This window comes from Sphingomonas sp. GW821-FHT10F09 (genome assembly GCF_058809195.1).
This window is the reverse complement of the sequence record NZ_JBXASI010000002.1, coordinates 150,525-173,273: the sequence shown is the minus strand read 5'-3', so window position 1 is coordinate 173,273 and position 22,749 is coordinate 150,525. Positions and strand designations below refer to the sequence as shown.

Annotated in this window: 27 protein-coding genes; 9 read left to right on the top strand and 18 right to left on the bottom strand. The window is 67.5% G+C overall.

Translation table 11 applies throughout. The annotated features are described in order from the left end of the window. Positions 1-16: 16 nt before the first annotated feature. From AC1RTO_RS08895 to AC1RTO_RS08875, 5 genes are all read right to left on the bottom strand, one after another. Positions 17-268, bottom strand: coding sequence for an ATP synthase F1 subunit epsilon (locus AC1RTO_RS08895; protein ID WP_493160517.1), 252 nt, complete (start codon positions 266-268; stop codon positions 17-19). Positions 269-397: 129 nt separating this feature from the next. Next, complete coding sequence (gene atpD / locus AC1RTO_RS08890) at positions 398-1,879, bottom strand: F0F1 ATP synthase subunit beta (RefSeq protein ID WP_294138551.1); 1,482 nt, start codon at positions 1,877-1,879, stop codon at positions 398-400. 25 nt (positions 1,880-1,904) lie between these two features. Further along, the gene (locus tag AC1RTO_RS08885; protein WP_294138552.1) at positions 1,905-2,786 is read right to left on the bottom strand and encodes a F0F1 ATP synthase subunit gamma; all 882 of its coding nucleotides are present in this window, start codon (positions 2,784-2,786) and stop codon (positions 1,905-1,907) included. 54 nt (positions 2,787-2,840) lie between these two features. Beyond that, complete coding sequence (atpA, locus tag AC1RTO_RS08880) at positions 2,841-4,370, bottom strand: F0F1 ATP synthase subunit alpha (RefSeq protein WP_493160516.1); 1,530 nt, start codon at positions 4,368-4,370, stop codon at positions 2,841-2,843. Positions 4,371-4,376: 6 nt separating this feature from the next. Then, positions 4,377-4,931 carry a F0F1 ATP synthase subunit delta gene (locus AC1RTO_RS08875; protein ID WP_493160515.1) on the bottom strand — a complete coding sequence of 185 codons (555 nt, stop codon included), beginning with the start codon at positions 4,929-4,931 and terminating at the stop codon, positions 4,377-4,379. Between the two features lie 196 nt (positions 4,932-5,127). On the opposite strand from AC1RTO_RS08875, the gene AC1RTO_RS08870 reads away from it, so the two are divergent. From AC1RTO_RS08870 to AC1RTO_RS08860, 3 genes are all read left to right on the top strand, one after another. Beyond that, positions 5,128-6,063 carry a hypothetical protein gene (locus AC1RTO_RS08870; RefSeq protein ID WP_493160514.1) on the top strand — a complete coding sequence of 312 codons (936 nt, stop codon included), beginning with the start codon at positions 5,128-5,130 and terminating at the stop codon, positions 6,061-6,063. A gap of 49 nt (positions 6,064-6,112) precedes the next feature. Next, complete coding sequence (locus tag AC1RTO_RS08865) at positions 6,113-7,138, top strand: methylated-DNA--[protein]-cysteine S-methyltransferase (RefSeq protein ID WP_493160513.1); 1,026 nt, start codon at positions 6,113-6,115, stop codon at positions 7,136-7,138. Between the two features lie 342 nt (positions 7,139-7,480). Further along, a complete protein-coding gene (locus AC1RTO_RS08860) occupies positions 7,481-7,978 on the top strand; it encodes a Ros/MucR family transcriptional regulator (RefSeq protein WP_493160512.1) in 498 nt (165 codons plus the stop codon). Between the two features lie 113 nt (positions 7,979-8,091). Here AC1RTO_RS08860 and AC1RTO_RS08855 read toward each other — a convergent pair whose 3' ends face one another. The 13 genes from AC1RTO_RS08855 to AC1RTO_RS08795 all read right to left on the bottom strand — a co-directional run bounded on the left by AC1RTO_RS08855 (position 8,092) and on the right by AC1RTO_RS08795 (position 19,021). Beyond that, the gene (locus AC1RTO_RS08855) at positions 8,092-8,997 is read right to left on the bottom strand and encodes a flagellar motor protein MotB (protein ID WP_493160511.1); all 906 of its coding nucleotides are present in this window, start codon (positions 8,995-8,997) and stop codon (positions 8,092-8,094) included. Positions 8,998-9,016: 19 nt separating this feature from the next. Continuing rightward, positions 9,017-9,880, bottom strand: a complete 864-nt coding sequence (motA, locus tag AC1RTO_RS08850; RefSeq protein ID WP_293874629.1) for a flagellar motor stator protein MotA — start codon at positions 9,878-9,880, stop codon at positions 9,017-9,019. Between the two features lie 180 nt (positions 9,881-10,060). After that, on the bottom strand, positions 10,061-10,963 hold the full coding sequence (locus tag AC1RTO_RS08845) for a flagellin N-terminal helical domain-containing protein (RefSeq protein ID WP_493160510.1): 903 nt from the start codon (positions 10,961-10,963) through the stop codon (positions 10,061-10,063). A gap of 8 nt (positions 10,964-10,971) precedes the next feature. Continuing rightward, positions 10,972-12,336 (bottom strand): flagellar hook-associated protein FlgK, encoded by a 1,365-nt coding sequence (flgK, locus tag AC1RTO_RS08840; RefSeq protein WP_493160509.1) that lies wholly within the window; start codon positions 12,334-12,336, stop codon positions 10,972-10,974. After that, entirely contained in the window at positions 12,333-12,653 is a 321-nt protein-coding gene (locus AC1RTO_RS08835) for a rod-binding protein (RefSeq protein WP_493160508.1), read from the bottom strand. The genes flgK and AC1RTO_RS08835 overlap by 4 nt, the downstream gene beginning before the upstream one ends. Beyond that, complete coding sequence (locus AC1RTO_RS08830) at positions 12,650-13,747, bottom strand: flagellar basal body P-ring protein FlgI (protein ID WP_493160507.1); 1,098 nt, start codon at positions 13,745-13,747, stop codon at positions 12,650-12,652. The genes AC1RTO_RS08835 and AC1RTO_RS08830 overlap by 4 nt, the downstream gene beginning before the upstream one ends. 152 nt (positions 13,748-13,899) lie before the next feature. Further along, entirely contained in the window at positions 13,900-14,637 is a 738-nt protein-coding gene (locus tag AC1RTO_RS08825; RefSeq protein WP_493160506.1) for a flagellar basal body L-ring protein FlgH, read from the bottom strand. 1 nt (position 14,638) lies between these two features. Then, entirely contained in the window at positions 14,639-15,427 is a 789-nt protein-coding gene (gene flgG / locus AC1RTO_RS08820; RefSeq protein ID WP_493160505.1) for a flagellar basal-body rod protein FlgG, read from the bottom strand. Between the two features lie 12 nt (positions 15,428-15,439). Beyond that, a complete protein-coding gene (locus AC1RTO_RS08815) occupies positions 15,440-16,192 on the bottom strand; it encodes a flagellar basal body rod protein FlgF (RefSeq protein ID WP_493160504.1) in 753 nt (250 codons plus the stop codon). A gap of 26 nt (positions 16,193-16,218) precedes the next feature. Then, positions 16,219-17,487, bottom strand: coding sequence for a flagellar hook protein FlgE (locus tag AC1RTO_RS08810; RefSeq protein ID WP_493160503.1), 1,269 nt, complete (start codon positions 17,485-17,487; stop codon positions 16,219-16,221). Between the two features lie 53 nt (positions 17,488-17,540). Beyond that, a complete protein-coding gene (locus AC1RTO_RS08805; RefSeq protein WP_493160502.1) occupies positions 17,541-18,257 on the bottom strand; it encodes a flagellar hook assembly protein FlgD in 717 nt (238 codons plus the stop codon). Positions 18,258-18,261: 4 nt separating this feature from the next. Continuing rightward, positions 18,262-18,669 carry a flagellar basal body rod protein FlgC gene (gene flgC, locus AC1RTO_RS08800; protein ID WP_293874614.1) on the bottom strand — a complete coding sequence of 136 codons (408 nt, stop codon included), beginning with the start codon at positions 18,667-18,669 and terminating at the stop codon, positions 18,262-18,264. Between the two features lie 4 nt (positions 18,670-18,673). Further along, positions 18,674-19,021, bottom strand: coding sequence for a flagellar basal body rod protein FlgB (locus tag AC1RTO_RS08795; RefSeq protein WP_493160501.1), 348 nt, complete (start codon positions 19,019-19,021; stop codon positions 18,674-18,676). 274 nt (positions 19,022-19,295) lie between these two features. On the opposite strand from AC1RTO_RS08795, the gene AC1RTO_RS08790 reads away from it, so the two are divergent. From AC1RTO_RS08790 to AC1RTO_RS08765, 6 genes are all read left to right on the top strand, one after another. Continuing rightward, entirely contained in the window at positions 19,296-19,943 is a 648-nt protein-coding gene (locus AC1RTO_RS08790) for a motility protein A (RefSeq protein ID WP_493160500.1), read from the top strand. Further along, positions 19,940-20,455, top strand: coding sequence for a hypothetical protein (locus tag AC1RTO_RS08785; protein ID WP_493160499.1), 516 nt, complete (start codon positions 19,940-19,942; stop codon positions 20,453-20,455). The genes AC1RTO_RS08790 and AC1RTO_RS08785 overlap by 4 nt, the downstream gene beginning before the upstream one ends. Further along, on the top strand, positions 20,452-20,991 hold the full coding sequence (locus AC1RTO_RS08780) for a flagella basal body P-ring formation protein FlgA (RefSeq protein WP_493160498.1): 540 nt from the start codon (positions 20,452-20,454) through the stop codon (positions 20,989-20,991). Before AC1RTO_RS08785 ends, AC1RTO_RS08780 begins: the two co-directional genes overlap by 4 nt. Before the next feature lie 89 nt (positions 20,992-21,080). After that, entirely contained in the window at positions 21,081-21,383 is a 303-nt protein-coding gene (flgM, locus tag AC1RTO_RS08775) for a flagellar biosynthesis anti-sigma factor FlgM (protein WP_493160497.1), read from the top strand. Continuing rightward, the gene (locus AC1RTO_RS08770) at positions 21,370-21,684 is read left to right on the top strand and encodes a flagellar protein FlgN (protein WP_493160496.1); all 315 of its coding nucleotides are present in this window, start codon (positions 21,370-21,372) and stop codon (positions 21,682-21,684) included. The genes flgM and AC1RTO_RS08770 overlap by 14 nt, the downstream gene beginning before the upstream one ends. A gap of 203 nt (positions 21,685-21,887) precedes the next feature. Then, positions 21,888-22,748: a lytic transglycosylase domain-containing protein gene (locus AC1RTO_RS08765; RefSeq protein ID WP_493160495.1), complete on the top strand. Its 861-nt coding sequence runs from the start codon at positions 21,888-21,890 to the stop codon at positions 22,746-22,748. Position 22,749 lies beyond the last annotated feature (1 nt).

Genomic DNA, 22,749 nt, shown 5'->3' with positions numbered 1-22,749 from the left:
GGCGGTCAGCGCGCCGTTACGCCGCCTGTTCCGCCAGCACGGTCAGGCCGCGGACATTGACCTCGGCGAAGCCGCCCTGGATCGCGATCGTCTCGGGCTGGCCGCCTTCGGTGCGATAGACCGACAGCGCGCCGTCGCGGACGGTGGACATCAGCGGGGCATGGCCCTCGAGCACGCCGAAGTCGCCTTCGGTGCCGGGGACGACGACCATGTACACGTCCTCGGACCGGACGAGCTTTTCAGGCGTGACGAGTTCGAAGTGGAGCATGTTTTTCTATCCTAAGCCCCTCCCCTTCGGGGGAGGGGTCGGGGTGGGGGAGACACGAGCTCAAGTCTCGGTGAGACACGCCCCACCCCCCTACCCCTCCCCTGAAGGGGAGGGGCTCATTCCTCCAGATTACGCTTCCTGCGCCATCTTCTCGGCCTTGGCGACGACCTCGTCGATGCCGCCGACCATGTAGAAGGCCGCTTCGGGCAGGTGATCGTATTCGCCGTCGACGACCGCCTTGAACGAGCGGACGGTGTCCTCGATCTGCACGAACTTGCCGCTGATGCCGGTGAAGACCTCGGCGACGTGGAACGGCTGGCTGAGGAACTTCTGGATCTTGCGCGCGCGCGTCACGGTGAGCTTATCCTCTTCGGACAACTCGTCCATGCCCAGGATCGCGATGATGTCCTGCAGCGACTTGTAGCGCTGGAGCAGCGACTGGACCGCACGCGCGGTGTCGTAATGCTCCTGGCCGACGACGCGGGGTTCGAGGACGCGGCTGGTCGAATCGAGCGGGTCGACCGCCGGATAGATGCCGAGTTCCGAGATCGCGCGGTTGAGCACGGTCGTCGCGTCGAGATGGGCGAAGGAGGTCGCCGGGGCCGGATCGGTAAGATCGTCCGCGGGGACGTAAACGGCTTGCACCGAGGTGATCGAGCCCTTGTTGGTCGAGGTGATCCGCTCCTGCAGCGCGCCCATGTCGGTCGACAGCGTCGGCTGATAGCCCACCGCCGACGGGATGCGACCGAGCAGTGCCGACACTTCGGCGCCCGCCTGGGTGAAGCGGAAGATGTTGTCGACGAAGAACAGCACGTCCTGCCCTTCCTGATCGCGGAAATATTCCGCGATGGTCAGGCCCGACAGCGCGACGCGGGCACGGGCGCCCGGCGGCTCGTTCATCTGGCCGAACACCAGCGCGACCTTCGACCCTTCGCTGACCGGATTGCCGTCGGCATCCTTGGCGATGACGCCCGCGTCGAGGAACTCGTGATAGAGGTCGTTACCCTCGCGGGTACGCTCTCCGACGCCGGCGAACACCGAGGTGCCGCCATGGCCCTTGGCGATGTTGTTGATGAGTTCCTGAATCAGCACGGTCTTGCCGACACCGGCGCCGCCGAACAGGCCGATCTTGCCGCCCTTCGCATAAGGCGCGAGCAGGTCGATGACCTTGATGCCGGTCACCAGGATGGCGTTCTCGGTCGACTGGTCGACGAACAGGGGGGCGTCGGCATGGATCGGCGCGCGCAGGTCGGTCTGCACCGGGCCACGCTCGTCGATCGGCTCGCCGATGACGTTGAGGATGCGGCCGAGCGTCGCCGGGCCGACCGGCACACTGATCTGCGCGCCGGTGTCGCGGACGGTCTGGCCGCGGGTCAGTCCCTCGGTCGCGTCCATCGCGATCGTGCGGACGGTGTTCTCGCCGAGATGCTGCGCGACCTCGAGCACCAGACGATTGCCGTTGTTGTCCGTCTCGAGCGCCGAGAGGATCGCGGGCAGGTTGTCCGGGAAATGCACGTCCACGACGGCGCCGATGATCTGCGCGATCGTGCCGGTGGTGTTGCTGCTGCCCGTGTTCTGCGTCGGGCGGATGTCGTCTGCGGCGGTTGCCATGGCGGTTCTTCCTGCTTCGGATTCGTTAGAGCGCTTCGGCGCCGGAGATGATCTCGACCAGTTCGGTCGTGATCGCGGCCTGACGCGTGCGGTTATACTGGATCGACAGGCGATTGATCATGTCGCCCGCGTTGCGGGTGGCATTGTCCATCGCGTTCATGCGGCTGCCCTGTTCCGACGCGGCGTTTTCGAGCATCGCGCGGAAGATCTGGATCGCGACGTTGCGCGGCAGCAGGTCGGCGAGGATGCCTTCCTCGTCCGGCTCGTATTCGACGACCGCGCTGGCGCCGGTTGCGGGTGCCTGCGCCACCGCAGGGACCGGCACCGGGATGATCTGCTGGCCGACCGGCTCCTGCACCAGCGCCGAGACGAACTTGGCGTAGAACAGGTGCGCAACGTCGAACTCGCCCGCGGCATAGCGCGCGAGCAGGTCGTCGGCGATCTCGCGTGCCTGGGTGAAGCCTAGGGTCTTGTGCTGGCCGAGCTCGTGATCGGCGACGATGCCGTTCGGGTAGAAGCGCTTGAGCACGCGCCCCTTCTTGCCGGCGAGATAGAAGCGCACGGTCTTGCCCTGCGCGGTCAGCTCCTCCGCCTTGCGGCGGGCGGCGCGGACGATGTTGGCGTTGAACGCACCCGCGAGGCCGCGCTCCGACGTCGCGACGACGAGCAGGTGAACCTGGTCCTTGCCGGTGCCCGACAGCAGCGGCGACACGCCCGCGCCGCCGGCGAGCTGGCGCGACAGGCTGGCGACGACCGCCTCCAGACGCTCGGCATAGGGACGCCCGGCCTGCGCCGCCTCCTGCGCACGGCGCAGCTTGGCGGCGGCGACCATCTTCATCGCCTTGGTGATCTTCTGGGTCGATTTGACCGAGTTGATCCGAACCTTGAGGGCCTTCAACGACGCCATTGTTGTCCTTCTTCTCCCTCTCCCCCTCGGGGAGAGGGCGAGGGCTAATGCATGTTACGCGAAGGTCTTCGCGAACTGGTCGAGCGCGGCCTTGAGCCCCGACTTGGCCTCGTCGCCGAGATCGCGCGTCTCGCGGATCTTGGTGAGGACGCCGGCGTGGTTGGCGCGCAGATCGGCGAGCATCGCGGCTTCGTAGCGAACAACGTCGGTAACCGCGACCTTGTCGAGATAGCCGTTGGTGCCGGCGAAGATCGACGCGGTCTGCTCCTCGAACGGCATCGGCGAGAACTGCGCCTGCTTGAGCAGTTCGGTCAGGCGCGCGCCCCGGTTAAGCAGGCGCTGCGTCGAGGCGTCGAGGTCGGAGCCGAACTGCGCGAACGCCGCCATCTCGCGGTACTGCGCCAGCTCGAGCTTGATGCTGCCCGACACCTTCTTCATCGCCTTGGTCTGCGCGGCGGAGCCGACGCGGCTGACCGAGAGGCCGACGTTGATCGCCGGACGGATGCCCGCGAAGAACAGATCGGTTTCGAGGAAGATCTGGCCGTCGGTGATCGAGATCACGTTGGTCGGAATGTACGCCGACACGTCGCCCGCCTGCGTCTCGATGATCGGCAGCGCGGTCAGCGAACCGCCGCCATTGGCGTCCGACATCTTGGCGGCGCGCTCCAGCAGGCGGCTGTGCAGATAGAAGACGTCGCCCGGATAGGCTTCGCGGCCCGGCGGACGGCGCAGCAGCAGCGACATCTGGCGATAGGCGACCGCCTGCTTCGACAGATCGTCGAACACGATCAGCGCATGCATGCCGTTGTCGCGGAAATATTCGCCCATCGCGGTGCCGGTATAGGGCGCGAGGAACTGCAGCGGCGCCGGCTCCGACGCGGTCGCGGCGACGACGATGGAATAGTCCATCGCGCCATTCTCTTCGAGCGTCTTGACGAGCTGCGCGACGGTCGAGCGCTTCTGGCCGACCGCGACATAGACGCAATACAGCTTCTTGGATTCGTCCGAACCCTGATTGACCGTCTTCTGGTTGATGAAGGTGTCGATCGCGACCGCCGACTTGCCGGTCTGGCGATCGCCGATGATGAGCTCGCGCTGGCCACGACCGACCGGCACCAGCGCGTCGATCGCCTTCAGGCCCGACTGCATCGGCTCGCTGACCGACTGGCGCGGGATGATGCCCGGCGCCTTGACCTCGACGCGGCTGCGCTTCTCGGCGACGATCGGGCCCTTGCCGTCGATCGGATTGCCGAGGCCATCGACGACGCGGCCGAGCAGGCCCTTGCCGACGGGAACGTCGACGATCGTGCCGGTACGCTTGACGATGTCGCCTTCGCGGATCTGCGCGTCCGACCCAAAGATCACGACGCCGACGTTGTCGGCCTCGAGGTTGAGCGCCATGCCCTGCACGCCGTTGGCGAATTCGACCATCTCGCCCGCCTGGACGTTATCGAGGCCGTAGATGCGCGCAATGCCGTCGCCGACGCTGAGCACCTGGCCGGTCTCGGTGACCTGGGCCTCGGTGCCGAAGTTGCTGATCTGGTCCTTGATGACCTTCGAGATTTCTGCGGCGCGGATATCCATCGTGAGTTAGCCCTTCATCGCGTGCGCGAGAGTATTGAGACGGGTGCGGATCGACGAATCGATCATCTGTGAACCGATGCGGACGACGAGGCCGCCGAGCAGCTCCGGATCGACCGACAGGTCGACGGACACCTCGCGGCCCATGCGGGTCCGCAGCTGCTGCTTCAGGTCGCCGAGCTGTTCGTCGGTCAGCGGGTGTGCGCTGGTCACCTCGGCGGTCGCCTCGCCGCGATGGCGGGCGGCGAGCTGGCGGAAGGCGCGCATGATCGCGGGCAGCTGGCCGAGGCGGCGGTTCTCGGCGAGGACGCCGAGGAAATTCCGGGTGGTCGCATCGATACCGAGGCTGTCGGCGACGCCGAGCACCGCCTTCACCGCGGCGCCGCGGGCGACCAGCGGGCTCGCGGTCAGCGCGCGCAGATCGTCGCTCTGCGCCAGCGCGTCGCGGATGCCCGCCAGGCTCGATTCGACGGTGTCGATGGTCTTCGCATCGCGCGCGAGCTCGAACAGCGCGATCGCATAGCGTCCGCCTAAGCTTGCCTGAATACCGCCGGATGTCTCCACGGAGTCGAAGTCCTCGTACCGAATGTTGGCCCATGGGGAAGAGGGCGCGCGAAAGCGCACCTTTATGGGTGGCGGGCGGCTAGCATGGGGTCGGCGGAAGCGCAAGTATGGCCGATGTCGCACGATGACGGAACCGTCATGTTGCCGCCGTTCAGGATCGCCGGCGTAACGACCGACGGACAGGAGGACGGACACGATGCGCGGGCTGGCGGCGATGGTGATCGGCATGGTGTTGGCATCGTCGGCAGCTGCCGAGACGCTGCGGGTCGAGGGCATTTTTCCCGCGCAGGTGCGCGAGGCGAGCTTTTCGCCGACGATCGCGGTCGGCGCATTCACTGGGCCGGACGGCGAGGAGCTCGCCGATGCGATCGAACGGCGGCTGGCGAAGCTCGGCGCGGACGGGCTGCCGCATGTGCGGCTGATCCCGCCGAGCCTGCGCCCGGACGGCATGCTGACCGGGCACACCGACGTGTCGGTCGCGGACAGCGACTATACCGAAACGCGCGAACGCTGTGCCGAGAAGAAGGATGGCAAATGCGTCCGCAAGGAAAAGTATCGCGTCGACTGCGTGCGGCGGGCGATCGATTTCCGCGCCGACCTGCGGCTGATGCGGCGCACCGGCGGCGGCCTGCCCTATGCGGTCAGCAAGACGCGCGACGACCGCCACGACTGGTGCGAGGACAGCGGCGTCGCCAGCGACGTCAGCAGCGTCGTCCACGGCTTCGTCGAATCGGTCGCCGCGGAGGTGCGGCTCGACCTCGCACCGCACGCCGAAATCTATACGATCCGCGTGCAGGAGCGGCCCGACGGCCTGCCGGCAGCGGCCGCCGCCCGGTTCAAGGAGGCGGTGCGCCTGACCAAGCGCGACCCGGCCGCCGCCTGCGCCGCTTTCGGCGAGGTCGACCGGATGGTGCGGGATCACGGATCGACCGTCTTCAACCTCGCGCTCTGCGCCGAGGCGGCGGGTCGCTATGCCGAAGCGGGCGACCGTTATACGCGGGCGCGGCTGTTCGCTCCGAAGGCGGCAGGCGAGGTCAGCAAGGGGCTGGGCCGGGTCGGCGCGCTCGCGGCCGGCGCGCAGGACGTCGCCGCGATGCGCGCACGGCCGCCGGTGGTGGGTACGGGACTTTGATCGCAACCGCCGGGATGAGGCGCCACGCGGAAATGCCTATATCGGCGGCATGACCATGATCGATCAGGACGCGGCCTGGGCCGCCTTCGCCGCCCGCGACCGGACGCAGGACGGCGCCTTCGTCGCGGCGGTGCGCACCACCGGCATCTATTGCAAGCCGAGCTGCCCCGCCCGCCATCCGCATCGCGCCAATGTCACCTTCCTGCCCGACGGTGCCGCGGCGCGGGCGGCGGGCTATCGCGCCTGCCTACGCTGCAAGCCCGATGAGGTCGCGCGCGACAGCCGGGCGGTCGCGGCGGCGGTGGCGCTGATCGCGGCGGCGGAGGAGGGCATCGGGCTGGCGGCGCTGGCGGCGCAGGTCGGATATGCGCGGCATCATTTCCTGCGCCTGTTCCGGCGCGCGACCGGGGTGACGCCAGCGGCCTATGCCCGCGGCCTGCGCGCCGGCCGCGTGGCGGAGGCGCTGCAACGCGACGGCAGCGTCACCGGGGCGATCTACGAGGCCGGCTATGGTGCCGCCAGCCGCTTTTACGCCGACGGCGCGCGGCGACTGGGGATGAGCCCCGGTGCTTGGGCGCGCGGCGGTGCGGGGACGACGATCCACTGGACGGTGGCAGCGACCAGCCTCGGCCCGCTGCTCGTCGCGGCCACCGACCGGGGACTGTGCCGCGTCGCCTTCGACGAGGATGCGGCCGCGCTCGCCCGCCGCTTTCCGCTGGCGACGATCGAGCCGAGCGATGCGGCGCTGGCGACGCTGGCCGCCGAGGTGGTCGCGCTGGTAGAGTCGCCCGGGCGCGACGCGGCGCTGCCGCTCGACGTGCGCGGCACCGCGTTCCAGGAGGCGGTGTGGCAGGCGTTGAAGACGATCCCCGCGGGCGAGACGCGCAGCTATGCCGAACTCGCCGCCGCCGCCGGCCGGCCCGGCGCGGTGCGTGCGGCAGGAACGGCGTGCGGCAGCAACCCCCTGGCGGTCGTCGTCCCCTGCCACCGCATCACCCGCAGCGACGGCGGGCTCGGCGGCTATGCCTATGGCGTCGCACGCAAACGCGCGTTGCTGGATCGGGAGCGGCGTTAAGGTCGGACACATCGCCGCAACTGTACCGGCGATAGATGCGGTCCGGAAACACGCCGAAGCAGGACGACGTCATGATGGACACCGGTGATCGCGGCAGCCTGCCATACGTGCGGCATGTCCTGTCGGCCGCAGGTCGAAGCAACCGTTTCGGGTAAAGACAGTATTGTCGTTAAACCCGATGACCGCAGTTTTTACTGTCGCTTCTCGCGATTTCCCCGCGTGAAACCTCTCATACAGGGGTATAATGTTGTTTTTACCGTGCCGATCCGTAATTTTGCGGTGTCGACGGGTTGACGCGCAATTTGGTCGGCGTACGGCTGTGGTTGGTCAAAGGAGCAAACTATGACTGATGACACGTCCGAACTGAACGCCGTCGAACTTGCAACCGAATTGACGATTGCTTGGCTCGGCAACCCCAACACCCGCACGTCCGCCGATGAGGTTCCCGCCTTTCTCGGCAAGATGCACGACACCGTGTCGGCGCTGCTTGGCGCGACCGGTCCCGCCGCAGAGGTACAGCCCGCCGCCGAATATACGCCCGCGGTTTCGGCGCGAAAGTCTCTCGCGTCGAAGGATCACATCATCTCGATGATCGACGGCAAGCCTTACAAGACCTTGCGTCGTCATCTCGCGACGCACGGCATGACGCCGGCGGAGTATCGCGAGCGCTATGGCCTGAAGCCCGATTATCCGATGGTCGCCGAGAATTATTCGGAAAGCCGCCGTGCGATGGCCAAGAAGATCGGCTTGGGTCGCAAGCCCGGCGCCCGCAAGGGCGACGATGCCGCTGCCGCCGCGCGCCGTGGCCGCAAGCCCGCGACGGAAACGCCAGAAGCCTGAGACTGCCTGAAACCGGGGCCTGCCTCCCCCAGGGCAGGCCGTCCGGCGCATGACGAAACGCCCGGTGGAGACCAGCTCCGCCGGGCGTTCGCATGTTCGCCTCGTTCGTCGGGTCAGGTGCCGAACACGCCCGTGCGATACAGCAGGGTGATCGCGACGCGGCGGTTGCGGGGATCGCCCGGATCGTCGGTAATGATCGGCTCGCGGTCCGCGACGCCCTCGATCCGTTCGAACCGCGCTTCCGGAATGCCGCCCAGCGCCAGCCGGCGGCGCGTCGCCTCGGCCCGGCCGGAGGACAGCATCCAGTTGTTCATCGCGCGCGGATCGCCATAGGGCACGCTGTCGGTATGGCCGCGGATCATGATCGTGTTGGGCGTGCCCGCGATCGTGCCCGCGATCATGCCGATCAGCTCCGACGCCTTACTATCCAGCGCGGTCGTGCCGAGCCCGAACATCGAATAATCGGCATCGTCGACCAGATCGATGCGCAGTCCGTCCTGCGTCGGCACGAAGCGGACGTGGCTGGACAGCTTCGCCAGGCGCGGCGAGCCCTTGATCTGCTTTTCGAGCTGATCCTTGATCGCCTGGAACGCCTGCCGGTCGAGCTGCATCGACGCCGGATTGCGCAGCGATCCCTTGTCACCGGTGCCGCTCCGCTGCCCGCCCGCCTCGCGCATAGGGATGCCGATCGACGCGATCGGCGCCGCCGCCGCCTTGGGGCCGAGCTTGTTGTTGCTGAGGATCGATTCGCCGCCCAGCACGCCGCTGCCGCCCAGGCCGAGTACCTTCTTGTCGATCAGCGTCGGCGCGAAATAGTCGGCGATGCCCTTGCGCTGCTTTTCGGTGGTCGCCCCGAGCAGCCACAACAGCAGGAAGAACGCCATCATCGCGGTGACGAAATCGGCATAGGCGACCTTCCACGCGCCGCCGTGATGGCCGCCGTGGCCGCCGTCGATGATCTTCTTGACGATGACGATCTTGGGCGGCTGGTTGGTGCCGTGAGGCGCGGCGCGGGCCATGGTCTATCTGCCCCCTGTCTTACTTGCCGCGCAGGCCATCGAAGACCTCGGCGAAGCCGGGCTGGTTTTTGTGTGCGATGCCGGAACGGGCCGCCTCGATCACCAGCGGCTGCGGATGGCCGTGGAGCGAGGCGATGATGATCTGCTTCACCACGTCGTAAATCGCGGCATCGGCGTCGATCACCTGCTTCAGCCGCCCGGCCAGCGGCGACACGATGCCATAGGCGAGCAGCACACCCATGAACGTGCCGACCAGCGCCGAGCCGATCATCCCGCCGAGCACCGACGGCGGCTTGTCGATCGATCCCATCGTCTTCACGATGCCGAGTACCGCGGCGACGATGCCGAGCGCGGGCAGCGAATCGGCGAGGCTGGACAGTGTCGTGTGCGGCCCCTCGACCTCGTGGTGATGCGTCTTGATCGAATGGTCCATCACCTCCTCGACCGCGTGCACGTCGAGCGTGCCCGACGACACCACGACGAGGCGCAGCGTGTCGGCGATCAGGTTGATGAGCGTGTGGTCGGCGAGCAGGCGCGGATATTCGCTGAACACCGCCGACGACTTGGGGTCCTCGACATGCGGTTCGAGTGCGATCGGCCCGTCCATTCGCAACATCTTCATCAGCTTGCTGACGAGGAAGATGACGTCGAGATAATCCTGCTTCTTGTACTTCGGTCCCTTGAACACCTTGGCGAGGCCACCGCCCATCGCCTTCAGCTCGGTGCCCGAATTGCCGATGATGAGCGCGCCGGCGGCGGCCCCGCCGATGATGAGCATCTCGTGCGGGATCGCCTCCATGACGGGGCCGAGCGCACCGCCGGTGATGGCGAAGCCGCCGAACACCATGCCGAGAAGGACGACGAGACCGATGGCAGGAAACACTGTGGGATACCCCGTTTTCGCCGGCATGCCGGCAACCCGATGACACCGGGTTAACCGCATTTCCTAGACAAGTGGTTACCAGACGCGAAGGTTTTCACCGGGCCCTCCGGCCGGCGCGCGGCCGGCGCCGCCGGCCCGCCCCGATGCGGGCGGCCCGTCATCCCCGTACCGCGCGACGCGTTACTTGAGGTAATCGAACAGCGACAGGCTGGAGAGCTTGCTGAAGCTCGCCTGCGACGCCGACAGCGCGGTCATGAGCTGTTGCAGCTGGACGACCGCCTCGGTGACATCCACCTGTTCCAGCTGGCCGCGCAATTCGGACCGGTCGGTGTTGGCGGTGGTCAGCAATTGCTGTTGCAGATCGACCCGCGCGGCGCGCGCGCCCACCGACGACTGGACGTCGGCGATCTGGTCGGTCGAGGCGCTCAGCGCGTCGAGCGACTCGGATGTGACGTCCGACACGTCGCCACCGGCTTGCAGCGCGGTCGCGAGTCGCGACAGCATCGCCAGCGCGTTGTCCGTATCGCCGATCTTGAAGATGCGCTCGGCGCTTTCGGTCGCCTGCACGCTTTGCCCGTCGGCGATCGGCACCTCGGATACCGCAGGTTCGGCGGCGGCGAAGGTGAAGGTGCCGTCGCCGTTGTCGGTGACCGCCTTGCCGCCCGCCGCATTGCCGAACAGCGGCTGGCCGCGGACGTTCTTCGAATTGGCGAGCGCCACCATCGATTCGACGATCGATTTCAGTTCGGTGCCGATGATCTTGCGCGTCGCGTCGGTCTGCGTGCCGGTCGCCGCCTGCGTCGCCAGTTCGGTCGCACGCGTCAATTGCGTGCCGATCTGTCCCAGCACGCTGTCCGCCTGCTGGAGCAGCGACCCGGCCAGCGTCATGTTCGTGCCATAGACGACCGCGTCGGCATCCTTGCGATCGAGCTCGGCGATCTGCTGCGACGCGGCGGGATCGTCGGACGGCTTGATGGTCTTCTTGCCGGTCGATATCTGCGTCATCAGGTCCGATGCGCGGGCGTTCATCTTGGCCATGCGGTTCGACGCATTGCCGTAGAACATGCTGGTGGAGATCTGCATCGCGCGCCCTACCGTATGTCGAGGATGGTCTGCATCGTCTCGCGCGCGATCTGGATCACGCGACTGGACGCTGCATAGGCCTGTTGGAAGCGGATCAGGTCGACCGCCTCGGAATCGAGGTTGACGCCGGTCGCCACCGATTGCGCGGTCGCCGCGCCGTCGCGGATCGCGGCCTGCGCCTCGGCGATCGTGTTCTTCTGCTTGTAGGCGGTGGCGTTGCCGGTGATCAGCGTGGTCAGCGACGCCTCGAACCCCTTGGTGACGCGCGTCGATTCGAGCGCCGCCAGGTTGGACGAATCGCGCACGCCGCCCGCCGGCTTGGTCGACGTCGCGGCGGAGGCGGCGGCGATCAGCTTGCCGTCGTCGAAATCCTTGTCGATCTGGATATTGGTCGCGGCCCCGATGACCGAGAACATCGGCTTTCCGGCCACGCCCGCGCGGTCGACGCCGGCGGCCTGATTGTCGTTCACCGAGGTCACGAATTCTTCCGCGACCGCATTCAGCGACTGGCGGATCGCGGCGACGCGCTGCGCGCCGTCGGTGATCCCGGCCAGCGTGCCGCCGTTGGCGGCGACGTCCTTCACCTCACCGCGGATCGTCACCGAAAAGGCGGCGGTGCCGTCCTGGTTGCGCGAATAGCTGACCGTCCCCGTCGTCGCGCCCTGCACGAACGCCGCCCCCTCGGGGCCGCCGAGCTTGACCGTGGCGCGGCCGATCGTGTCCATCCGCACGTCGATATCGACCATCTCGCTCATCTGCGACAGGATCGTATCGCGCTGGTCCATCAGCTGCGCCGCAGCGGTGCTGCCGGGCTGCGAACGGCTGATCCCCTCGTTGATCTTGGTCAGCGAATTGCCGAGCGAGGTCAGCGTCTGCGCCGCCTGCGTGCCCGCGGTCTGCAGATCGGCATCGACCTGGTCGAACGCCTTGCCGGTCGCGGTGAACGCCAGCGCCGCCGAAGAGGCCGCGCTCAGCATGCCGGTGCGCAGCGCGGTCGAATCGGGTTCCGCGGCCAACGCCTGCGCCGACCCGAAGAAGGACGTGACGCGCGACGTCAGCTGGTTGCCGGTCAGCGCGCTCTGGATACGGTCGAGCCATTCCGCACCCTTGGTGGTGCGGGTGAGGTCGCTGGTCGTGGCGCGCAGCGCCGCGGCGGAATAGATGTCGCTCGAACGGTTGACGCCCAGCAGGTAGACGCCGTTGCCGGCGCCATAGCCGTTGGTCGATCCGCTGCCGCCGGCGACCTCCGCCAGCGTCACCGCACGGCGCGCATAGCCGACCGTCCCGACGTTGGCGATGTTCTCGCCGACGGTCGCTAGCGCGGTCTGGTACGCGCGGACGCCTGACGCGCCGATCGACAACATGTCGCTCATTGCGGCGGATCTGCCTTGGACTCGTTAAGATCGGCTTGAGATTTCGCGAGAAAGTCGGTCATCGCCTTGCCGATGCCGAGCGGCGTCGATTCCGACATGCTCTGCGCGACGCGGGCGTCCTGCATCTCGGTGAAGGTGTCGAGCGCCTTCGAATCGAACAGCGGGTCGGCCAGTTTCGCCTGGCGCATGCTCTTCAGCATCATGCCGGTGAACACCGCCTCGAACTGCTGGCCGGCCTTCTTGAGGTTGTCGGCGCTCTTCAGCCGCGACGTGTCGGTGGAGATGCCGCCGACGCTGGAGATCGGGAGCCCGCTCACAGGACGATCAATTCGGCCTTGAGGCTGCCGGCTTCCTTCAGCGCCTCGAGGATCGCGACCAGATCGGCCGGCGAAGCGCCGATCGCGTTCACCGCCTTGACCACGTCGGCCAGCTTGGGGCCGGGATTGAGCAGGAACATCGGCTTCTTCTCCTCCTCGACCGACACGCTGGATTTCTGCTCCAGCGCGGTCTGGCCCTGACTGAACGGCGCCGGCTGGCTGATCCGCTGGTTCTCGTCGATGCGCACGGTCAGCTTGCCGTGCGTCACCGCGGCAGGACCCACCCTGACCGCAGAATTGATAACGACCGTTCCGGTGCGGGCATTTACAATTACTTTCGCGGACGGTTCGGCCGAGGTGACGTCGAGATTCTCGATCATCGACATCAGCGTCGCGCGCGTGTCCGCGCCCGGCGGTGCCCGCACCGCGACCGACACGCCGTCGATCGCCTGCGCGGTGCCAAAGCCAAGCTTTGCGTTGATCGCCTGCGCGACGTTCTGCGCGGTGGTGAAGTCCGAGCGGGCGAGGTTGAAGGTCAGCATCGGCGCCGAATCGAACCCGGTAGCGACCGCGCGTTCGACGGTGGCGCCTTCGGGGATGCGGCCGGTCGAAGGCACGTTGACGACGATCTTCGACCCGTCCGCGCCCTCGGCACCCAGCCCGCCGACCGCGAGATTGCCCTGCGCCATCGCATAGATCTGGTTGTCCGCGCCAAGCAGCGGCGTCAGCACCAGGCTGCCGCCGCGCAGCGACTTGGCCTTGCCCATCGACGCGACGGTGATGTCGAGCCGCTGGCCCGGCTTGGCGAAGGGCGGCAGTTCGGCGGTGATGAGCACGACCGCGGCGTTCTTCATCCCCGGATTGGCACCGGGCGGCAATTGCAGGCCGAAGCGCGAGGCGACCGCCTTCAGCGACTGTACGGTATATTCGAGATTGTCGTCGCCGGTGCCGGGCAGGCCGACGACGACGCCATAGCCGGTCAGCTGGTTCGAACGGATGCCCTGGAACCCGCCGAGATCCTTGATGCGGTCCGCTGACGCGGGCGCGGCGAGGCACAGGGTCGCGATCAGCGAAGCGAAAAGACAACGGAACATGGTTACGATACCTGCGCCAGAAATGGTTAGCGGGTTGCTAACGCCGCCCCCGCCCTTCCTGCCCTGCTGCGTCGGGCGGGGCCCTTCCCTCTCCCGGCGGGAAAGGACGACGATGCCGAAGGCGACGACGGGTGAGGCGGGCAAGCCGTTCATCAGAACGGCGAAACGACGGAGAAGAAGCGGCTCAGCCAGCCCTGTCGTCCGGCGCGGGCGACGTCGCCCTTGCCGGTATAGGCGATCTGCGCATCCGCCACGCGGGTCGACAGCACGCGATTGTCGGCGCCGACGTCGGCGGTGCGGACGATGCCCTTGATCCGGACAAATTCGTCGCCGCGGTTGAGCGTCACCCGCTTCTGCCCCTGCACCAGCATCGTGCCGTTGGGATAGACTTCGGCGACGGTGACGGAGACTTCGCCCGACAGCGAATTGGCTTGGTCGGCCTGCCCCTGCCCGTTGAAGCCACGACCGCCGCTCAGCGTCGCATCGGTTGTGTTGAACAGGTTGAGCGCGCCGGTGGTCGGTAGCGTGATGCTGCCCTGCCCCTTCGAATCAAGCTTCGAGCTCGACGATTTCGACGCGGCGGTGCGCTCGACCAGCACGATCGTCAGCGGATCGCCGACGCGGCGGGCGCGCCAGCCCTCGTACAGCGCGGCATAGCCGTCGCTGACCTGAAAGATCGACCCGTTGGCAGGCGCGGGCGCGGGTGCGACCGGCGCGCGGACGACGGTGAAATCCTCCGGCGGCTTCTTCTTGCCGAAGACGCTGGCATCGGCCTGGCCGGGCGCGAGCGCGGCGAGGACCAGCAGGCCGGACGCCGCGGCGAGCACGATCTCGGCCCAATGTCCGGCCAGAAAGGCGCCGGGGCGGAAGGGGTTGGGTGTGGATGCCATGTTACAGGTTCTGGTTCACGTATTTGAGCATTTCGTCGGAGGACGAGATCATCTTCGAATTGACCTCATAGGCGCGCTGCGTCTCGATCATGTCGACGAGTTCCTCGACGACATTGACGTTGGACGCTTCGAGATTGCCCTGCCGCACCCGGCCGCGGCCATCCTCGCCGGCGATGCCGAGATTGGCGGCGCCCGAGGAGGCAGTCTCTTTCAGGTAATTGTCGCCGGTCGATTGCAGCCCGGTCGGATTGGCGAAGCTCGCCACCTGGATCTGGCCGATGTTGGTGCCTTCGGTCTGGCCCGGCACCTGCGCGGTGACGGTGCCGTCGGTGCCGATCGTCACCTGCGTCGCGTTGGTCGGCACGGTGATGCCGGGCATCACCTGATAACCTTCGGACGTCACCAGCAGCCCTTCGGGGCTGCGGTTGAAATTGCCGGCACGGGTGTAGCCGAGATCGCCGCCGGGCAGCTGCACCTGGAAATAGCCGTCGCCGTCCAGCGCCATGTCGAAGCTGTTGCCGGTCTGCGTCAGCGACCCCTGCGTGTCGATGCGGGCGGTGCCCTGCACCTTCACGCCGGTGCCGAGGTTGAGGCCGGTCGCATACTTCGTCTCGGCCGTCGACTGCGCGCCGGGCGCGGTGATCGTCTGATAGGCGAGCGTTTCGAACGCGGCGCGGTCGCGCTTGAACCCCGTCGTGTTGACGTTGGCGAGGTTGTTCGAGATGACCCGCATGCGCGTATCCTGGGCGTCGAGCCCGGTGCGCGCGATGTGCATGGCGGAGGAGGACATCGTGTCTGTTCCTTAGCTCGGGAGGCGCATCACGGATGTGCTGCTCTCGTCCATATCCTTGGCCGATTTCATGAGGTTGGCCTGAACCTCGTAACTGCGCTGGTTCTCGATCATGTCGACCAGCGCCTGCGTCATATTGACGTTGGAGCCTTCCAGCGCGCCGCCCTGGACCCTGGCGTCGAGGTTGGCGGGCAAGGTGCCGCCGCCCTTGACGCGGAGCAGGTTGTCCATGCCCTTCAGCGTCACCGAACCCTTGGTATCGACCAGCTTCAGCCGATCGAGCACCTGCGGGTTCCGGGGGTCGCCGCCCTGCGGCACGATGCTGATCGTGCCGTCGGCGGAGATCGTCAGGCTGTCGTGCGGCGGCACCGTGATCGGCCCCGCCTGCCCCTGGACGATGAAGCCGTCGCCGGTCTGGAGCACGCCCGATGCGGCGACGTCGAGGTCGCCGCGCCGGGTATAGGCCTCGCTGCCGTCGCCGGCCTGCACCGCCAGCCAGTCGCTGGCGCCGCTGATCGCGACGTCGAGCGCGCGGCCGGTCGACTGGATCGATCCGGGCGCGCGATCGGCGTCGGTCACTTCTTCGCTGGTCGGCATGCGCGCCTCTAGCTGGGCGCCGCCGCCCTTCAGCTCGATCCGGTCGAAGACGACGCGGTCGGCGCGAAAGCCCGTGGTGGACGCGTTCGCCATGTTGTTGGCGATCGCCGCCTGCGCCTGCATATGCGCACGTAGGCCCGTCGCCGCCGTATAGACCAACTTGTCCATCTAGACCTCCGCTCCGCCGCCGTCGCTCAATTGCGGATCTGGATGATGGTCTGCGAAACCTGGTTCGCGGTATCGAGCGCCTTCGAGTTCGCCTGGAAGTTGCGCTGTGCCGCGATCAGGTTGACCAGTTCCTCGGTGATGTCGACGTTCGACCCCTCGATCTGCCCCGACATCAGCGACCCGAAGCCGTCGGCGCTCGCCGAACCCAGCGTCGCCGTGCCCGACAGGCCGGTCGCCGACCAATAGCTGTTGCCGATCTGGCGCAGGCCGGTCGGCGTCGAGAACTTGGCCAGCGCGACCTTGCCGAGCGGGACGATGTCGCCGTTCGAGAAGCTCGCCTGGATCAGGCCTTCCGAATTGACCGTCACGCCCGACAGCTGGCCGACGGCGACGCCGTCCTGGCTCTTGCTGTTGACCGCGAAGGCAGAGGCGAGCTGCGTCGAATTGGCGAGGTTGAGCGAGATCGTCTGCACCGCCGCGCCCGACAGCGGGATGAAGTCGTCATATTTGATCGGTGCCGTCGGCGTCGCGATCGCACCCGTCGTGTTGAAGGTGATCTCCTGCGGCGCCTTGCTGCCGCCCACCTCCAGCTGCTTGTCGCCGATGAAGGTATAGACCTGCCACGTGCTCGCGGTGTTGGTCGTCGCATCCGGCACCTTCGAACGGACGTAATAGCTCGTCATCGTCATCGGGTTGCCGTTGGCGTCGTAGATACGCGTCGCGACCGAGTTGTTGTAGGTCGTCGTGTCGGTACGATCGAACACCTTCTTGTTGACGGTTGAGGTGCCCGACAGGTTGATCGCGGTCGACACGTCCTTCGTCGCGACCGGCGTGCCGCTCGACTGCTGCAGCTGCAGGTTGGTGAGGCCGTCCTCGCCCGTCGCGGTGACGTTGCCGTCGCCGTCGACCGGATAGACCATCAGGAAGCTGCCCTGCGCGTCGACGACGTTGCGGCTCGAATCGACCGAGAAGGCGCCGTTGCGGGTATAGGCGATCGTGTCGCTGGCGCCGGTCGTCTTCACCGTGAAGAAGCCTTCGCCCATCACCGCGAGGTCGAGCGCGTTGGTCGTCCCCTGAAGGTTGCCCTCCTTGAACTGCTGCGTCGTCGCCTTCACGACCACGCCCGAACCGACCATCTTACGCGGATCGGTCGACACGCTCGATGCGATGACGTCGGAGAATTCGACGCGGCTCTTCTTGAACCCGGTGGTCGAGACGTTCGCGAGATTGTGCGAGATCGTGTTCATGTCGGTCTGCGAAGCCTGGAGACCGGAGAGCGAGGTGTAGAAGGACATCGGGTTACTCCTTGGAATCTGTAATCGGTTGGTGCGGGATCAAAGGGGCTGGATCAGGTGGCCGAGCGGACGTCGGACGGATCGACGTCGCCGACGCCGACGACCTTGAGCTTCGGCGCGCCGCTGGAGGGCAGCGACACCGATTCGACCGGCGCCCAGACGAGCGTGCGGCTGGTGACCGTCTTGTCGCCGCTGGTGGCGAAGGCGGTGATGGTGAAGGGACCGGCGCCGACGTCGTTGCCCGAACCGTCCTTGCCGTCCCATTCGAACGCCGTGGTCCCCTTGGCCTGGGCACCGAGCTGCAGCGAGCGAAGCGTGCCGCCCTGCGCATCGGCGATCGAGATGGTGACCGCGGTCGCCGCATCGTCCAGCTCGACCGCGCCGTCGAGGCCGCCGGCCGCGCGCGGATAGGCGGTCGATCCCTCGGTCAGCACGGTCTTGCCGACATAGGCCATCGCATCGCTGGCGGTGGTCGAGCCGAGCTTGGTCGCGACGCCGGACAGCGTCTTGTTCATCTCGCTGATGCCGGCGACGGACGAGAATTGCGCCATCTGCGCGACCATCTGGGTATTGTCCATCGGCGCGAACGGGTCCTGGTTCTTGAGCTGCGTGGTCAGCAGCGTCAGAAAGTCGGACTGGTCGAGCGTCGTCTTGGTCGCCCCCGTGGCGGTCGATGCGCCGCTCGCGGTGGTCGTGTTGGCGGTCGACTTGGCGCGCGTGATACCGAGGTTCTGCAGCGTGGAGTCGAAGGCGGTCGATGTCGTTGCCATGGTCTTAGCGGCCCAGCTTGAGGGTATCGATGGTGAGCTGCTTGGCAGTGTTCATCACCTCGACGTTGTTCTGGTAGGAACGGGCCGTCTCCATCATGTCGACGAGCTCGCGGCTTTCGTCGACGGCGGCCTGGTAGATATTGCCATCCTTGTCGGCGAGCGGGTTGTTCGGGTCGTAGACCTTGGTTGGCGCCTCGCCCGCGGTGACGATCTTCTCGACATCAACGGTGGCAAGGCCCGACGCCGCGTCGAAGCTGGTGCGGAACACCGGCTTCATCGTCTTGTACGCGGTCTCGGCGGAGCCGGTCGTCCCGCCGGCATTGGCGAGATTCGACGCGGTGGTGTTCATGCGGACGAGCTGCGCGCTCATCGCGCGGCCCGCCACCTGAAAGACGCTCATCGGATCGGCCATCGGCTTATTCCCCCTTCAGCGCGCGGGTGATCTGGCCGATCCGCCCGTTCAGGAACGACAGCGTCGTCTGATACTGGACGGCGTTTTCGGCGAAGGCGGTCTGTTCCTGGTTAAGCTCGACGGTGTTGCCGTCCATCGAGGTCTGCAACGGCACGCGATAGCCGGTCGCGGCGGTGATCCCGCCCTGGCCGCCATCCTGCTCCATCGAGGCGAGCGCCGACTTGAAGTCGATGTCGCGCGCCTTGAAGCCGGGCGTGGAGGAGTTGGCGATGTTCGACGCGAGGACGCCCATGCGCTGCGAGCGCACTTCGAGCGCGGCTCCGTGAACTCCGAACAGACTGTCTGCGGCCATCGGCCCAAATCTCCGGCGCACCATTGCGCTGCCGGGGAATAAGCAACCACCGTGCCAGTTCTCGAATCCCGGGGCCGGAGCCGCGAATTTTTCCGCTTTGCCGGGGGATGGCCGGGCGGCGGCAAGGCGGGCGGCAACCGGTTGCCGGTGATTGCCGCCGCTTGCCGGAGGGCGGCAACCGGCGCCGGGACGTATCGCCGCCCCGTCGTCGCCGGCGGTCAGGCCCGGCTGGCGGCCTTATCAAACTGGCCCGCAGCTTGCAGGGCAATCGCGCATGTTGATCGCCCAACTCTTCGATCCCGTCGCGCTTGCCATCGTCGGTGGCGGCACGCTGCTTGCCACGCTGCTCCGCTCGCCCATGCGCGACGTGGCGCGGTCGCTGTCGGCATTGCGCGTCCTGACGCGCCGGCCGTTCCGTGCTGACCCGCTGCTCGAACAGATTGCGGCGCAGGCGCGGATCGCCAAGCGCCACGGCATCGTCGCGCTCGACAAATCGGTGATCGCCGATCCCGATGTCGCCGCCGCGATCGCCGCGATCGTCGACGGCGCGATCCCGCGCGAGGTCGAGGCGGTGCTGCGCTATCGCCGGCAGGCGCGCGTCGAGCGCCATGTCGCCGCCGCCGACGTCTGGTCCGCCGCCGCGGAGGCCGCCCCGGCGATGGGCATGGTCGGCACGCTGATCGGCCTCGCCGGCATGTTCGCCAACATGACCGATCCCAAGGCGATCGGCGGCGCGATGGCGATCGCCCTGCTCGCGACGCTGTACGGCGCGCTGCTCGCCAACCTGCTTCTGATGCCGATCTGCCATCGCCTGCGCGCCGCCGGCCGTATCGAGGCGTTCGAGCGCTTCCGGATCGAGGCGCCGCTGGTCGCACTCGCGCTGCGCGAGACGCCGCGCCACCAGTTGCAGAGCGTCGCATGACCGACGCGGCGCTCTATCCCGATACGCCGCCCGCCAAACCACTCTGGCTGGTGACGCTGGCCGATCTCGCCCTGCTGCTGGTCGGGTTCTTCGTCCTGCTCCAGGCGAGCGAACGGCCACGCGCCGTCACCGATGCGCTGCGCGCCAGCTTCGGCGGCAACCCCGCACCCGCACCGCTGCCGGTGATGGCAGCGGGCATGCTCGACTTCGCGCCGGGATCCGCCGGCCTGCCGGAAGACCCCGCGGCGGTGGTCGCCTGGACGCGCGAGGCGGCACGCGATCCGCGCGTCGCGCTCACCGTCACCGGATCGACCGACGGCAGCACCGCCGACGTCGACCCCGCCACCGGCAGCGCCGCGATCCTCGCCGCCGACCGCGCCCGCGCACTTGCCGCGACGCTGACGGGGGTCAGCCGCCGGATCACCGTCACCACCGCCCATCGCCCCGGCCGCCGCGCCGCGATCGTCACGCTCGCCTTTGTCGGCGAACAGCCTTCGGACCATCAGCCATGATCCTGCTTCCGTTCCTCCTCGCCCCCCTGCTCGCGGGCGGCGCCCCGGTTGGCGGCGCCATCGCCTTTCAGGACACCGCGGGCCTCGACCGCGCGGTCGCCGCCTTCACGAGCCGGCCGGTCGGTGCGGAGGGCGGCGCCCGGACGCCGATCGATCCGCGGCTGCGGCTGGCGCAATGCTCCACCGTCGCGCTCGCATGGCGGACCGAGGCGCACGATGCGGTGGTCGTTTCCTGCTCGGGGCCGGACTGGCGCATCTTCGTGCCGGTGATCCGCCCCGCATCGGCCGCGCCGCCGACCGCGACCGCCCGCCCCGCGATGGTCGTCGCGGCGAAAACCGAACCGGTGATCCGGCGCGGCGACCCTGTGGTGATCGAGGCGGGGTCGAACGGCTTTTCGATCAGCCGCGAAGGCGTCGCGATGGGCGATGCGCCCCCCGGCGGCCGTTTCCTGGTGAAGGTCGAGGACGCCAAGGGCCCCGTCCAGGCGATCGCGATCGAGCCGGGCCATGCGACCCTGCCCGGCTGGGGCCAGTGATGCGTTTCGGATCGTGGAATCTTTTTTGCTAAACCTGCATCGCAACCGGCCGTTTATCCCTGTGTCAGGCAACACAGATAGGTGCGGACATGGTGGACTCGATCGGCTCAACGCCGCTGAACGGAAGTGGGAGCGTCTCGCGCGTCGCCGCACCCGCGGCTGCGCCGACGGTGCAGCCCGCACTGAAAAAGGCCGCAGAACAGGCGCCTGCGACGGATACGCAACTCGGCGCGCTGGCACGGTCGCTCGCGGCATCGCCGCCGGTCGACGGCGATCGTGTCGTGCTCATCAAGGCGGCGATCCAGAACGGCTCCTTTCCCATCCTGCCGGCGACAATCGCCGACCGGCTCCTCGCACTCCGGCTGAACTGGGACGGTCATGACGCGGCGTGATGCCCTGATCCGCGTCATCGACGCGCTCCATGCCGAAATCGCCGCGCTGAAGGCGAACGACGTCACCGCGCTGGAACGCGCGACGCAGGACAAGCTCGCCGGGATCGAAGAGGTCGCCTCGCTCGGCACCGGCCCCGCCGGCGACGAGATCCGCGAGCTGGCCGACGAAGCCAACCGGCTGAACGAAACCTGCCGCATCTACGTCAATCTGATGGCGGCAAATGTCCGCCGCCGCCTGCAAATCCTGACCGGCGATGCCGGTCACGGCTTCCGCCCGACGCTGGTATCGGCCTACGCCTGACGCGATCGGGGGTTTCGCGCCCTCCTCACGGTTGCTGTCGTCCGTCCACCCTCCGTCATCCCGGCGCATGCAACAAACGCAGCGGCTGACGGGGCTTCGACCCTGACGTCGGCGTAACCATGGGCTCCGGCGTTTGCCGGCATGACGAACTGGCACGGTCCTTGCTCAACACCCATCGACAACAGGGGTGTGTTCTTTCCGCAATGACCGTCAATCCGATTTCTGCCGGACGCGTCCAATCCGCGATTGCGCTTGCGAGCAGCAAGACGGGCGTCGATTTCGACTATCTGCTGGGCCAGGCCAAGATCGAAAGCGGCCTGAACGCCAGCGCGCGCGCCGGCACCTCCTCGGCATCCGGCCTGTACCAGTTCGTCGAACAGAGCTGGCTGGCTGTCGTCAAGAAGCATGGCGCGGAACACGGGCTCGGCTGGGCCGCCAACAGCATCGGCCAGACCGCCGGCGGGCGCTATACCGTCGGTGACAGCGCCACCCGCTCCGCCATCCTCAATCTGCGCAACGACCCCACCGCCGCCTCGCTGATGGCGGCCGAACATGCCTCCGACAACAAGGACGTACTCGAGGGCGCGCTGGGCCGTTCGGCCAACGGCACCGACCTCTACATGGCGCATTTCCTCGGCATCGGCGGCGCGAAAAAATTCCTGTCGGCGATGCAGACCAATCCCGGCGCGACCGCGGCGTCGCTTTTCCCGCAGGCGGCCGGCGCAAACCGCTCGATCTTCTACGCCGCCAACGGCCAGCCGCGCACGCTGTCGGCGATCTACCAGCGCTTCGCCGACAAGCTGGGCGCGGCGGGCGACAGCGTCACCGAGACGCGCAACGCCAACCTCGCCTTTGCCGCGCAGGCGCTCGCCATGGAGGATTCGACCGTCGTCACCGGCGGCAACGAAAGCGCCGAGGATGCGCTCGCCTGGGCGACGCAAGCTCTGAACGGCATGGGCGGGCGCCTCAACACGAGCGCGACGGCGGTGAACAGCCTGCTGCGCCCGTCCCCGAACAATGCGCGGCTCGCCTATATGATGCTCGCCGGCATGGGGGGCCGCTGAC

Excerpts from the sequence above, each read along its gene's own strand:
- AC1RTO_RS08895 (WP_493160517.1), bottom strand. The coding sequence starts at position 268 with ATGCTCCACTTCGAACTCGTCACGCCTGAAAAGCTCGTCCGGTCCGAG.
- atpD (WP_294138551.1), bottom strand. The coding sequence starts at position 1,879 with ATGGCAACCGCCGCAGACGACATCCGCCCGACGCAGAACACGGGCAGC.
- AC1RTO_RS08885 (WP_294138552.1), bottom strand. The coding sequence starts at position 2,786 with ATGGCGTCGTTGAAGGCCCTCAAGGTTCGGATCAACTCGGTCAAATCG.
- atpA (WP_493160516.1), bottom strand. The coding sequence starts at position 4,370 with ATGGATATCCGCGCCGCAGAAATCTCGAAGGTCATCAAGGACCAGATC.
- AC1RTO_RS08870 (WP_493160514.1), top strand. The coding sequence starts at position 5,128 with ATGCGCGGGCTGGCGGCGATGGTGATCGGCATGGTGTTGGCATCGTCG.
- AC1RTO_RS08865 (WP_493160513.1), top strand. The coding sequence starts at position 6,113 with ATGACCATGATCGATCAGGACGCGGCCTGGGCCGCCTTCGCCGCCCGC.
- AC1RTO_RS08860 (WP_493160512.1), top strand. The coding sequence starts at position 7,481 with ATGACTGATGACACGTCCGAACTGAACGCCGTCGAACTTGCAACCGAA.
- AC1RTO_RS08855 (WP_493160511.1), bottom strand. The coding sequence starts at position 8,997 with ATGGCCCGCGCCGCGCCTCACGGCACCAACCAGCCGCCCAAGATCGTC.
- AC1RTO_RS08845 (WP_493160510.1), bottom strand. The coding sequence starts at position 10,963 with ATGCAGATCTCCACCAGCATGTTCTACGGCAATGCGTCGAACCGCATG.
- flgK (WP_493160509.1), bottom strand. The coding sequence starts at position 12,336 with ATGAGCGACATGTTGTCGATCGGCGCGTCAGGCGTCCGCGCGTACCAG.
- AC1RTO_RS08830 (WP_493160507.1), bottom strand. The coding sequence starts at position 13,747 with ATGTTCCGTTGTCTTTTCGCTTCGCTGATCGCGACCCTGTGCCTCGCC.
- AC1RTO_RS08825 (WP_493160506.1), bottom strand. The coding sequence starts at position 14,637 with ATGGCATCCACACCCAACCCCTTCCGCCCCGGCGCCTTTCTGGCCGGA.
- flgG (WP_493160505.1), bottom strand. The coding sequence starts at position 15,427 with ATGTCCTCCTCCGCCATGCACATCGCGCGCACCGGGCTCGACGCCCAG.
- AC1RTO_RS08815 (WP_493160504.1), bottom strand. The coding sequence starts at position 16,192 with ATGGACAAGTTGGTCTATACGGCGGCGACGGGCCTACGTGCGCATATG.
- AC1RTO_RS08810 (WP_493160503.1), bottom strand. The coding sequence starts at position 17,487 with ATGTCCTTCTACACCTCGCTCTCCGGTCTCCAGGCTTCGCAGACCGAC.
- AC1RTO_RS08805 (WP_493160502.1), bottom strand. The coding sequence starts at position 18,257 with ATGGCAACGACATCGACCGCCTTCGACTCCACGCTGCAGAACCTCGGT.
- flgC (WP_293874614.1), bottom strand. The coding sequence starts at position 18,669 with ATGGCCGATCCGATGAGCGTCTTTCAGGTGGCGGGCCGCGCGATGAGC.
- AC1RTO_RS08795 (WP_493160501.1), bottom strand. The coding sequence starts at position 19,021 with ATGGCCGCAGACAGTCTGTTCGGAGTTCACGGAGCCGCGCTCGAAGTG.
- AC1RTO_RS08790 (WP_493160500.1), top strand. The coding sequence starts at position 19,296 with ATGTTGATCGCCCAACTCTTCGATCCCGTCGCGCTTGCCATCGTCGGT.
- AC1RTO_RS08785 (WP_493160499.1), top strand. The coding sequence starts at position 19,940 with ATGACCGACGCGGCGCTCTATCCCGATACGCCGCCCGCCAAACCACTC.
- AC1RTO_RS08780 (WP_493160498.1), top strand. The coding sequence starts at position 20,452 with ATGATCCTGCTTCCGTTCCTCCTCGCCCCCCTGCTCGCGGGCGGCGCC.
- flgM (WP_493160497.1), top strand. The coding sequence starts at position 21,081 with ATGGTGGACTCGATCGGCTCAACGCCGCTGAACGGAAGTGGGAGCGTC.
- AC1RTO_RS08770 (WP_493160496.1), top strand. The coding sequence starts at position 21,370 with ATGACGCGGCGTGATGCCCTGATCCGCGTCATCGACGCGCTCCATGCC.
- AC1RTO_RS08765 (WP_493160495.1), top strand. The coding sequence starts at position 21,888 with ATGACCGTCAATCCGATTTCTGCCGGACGCGTCCAATCCGCGATTGCG.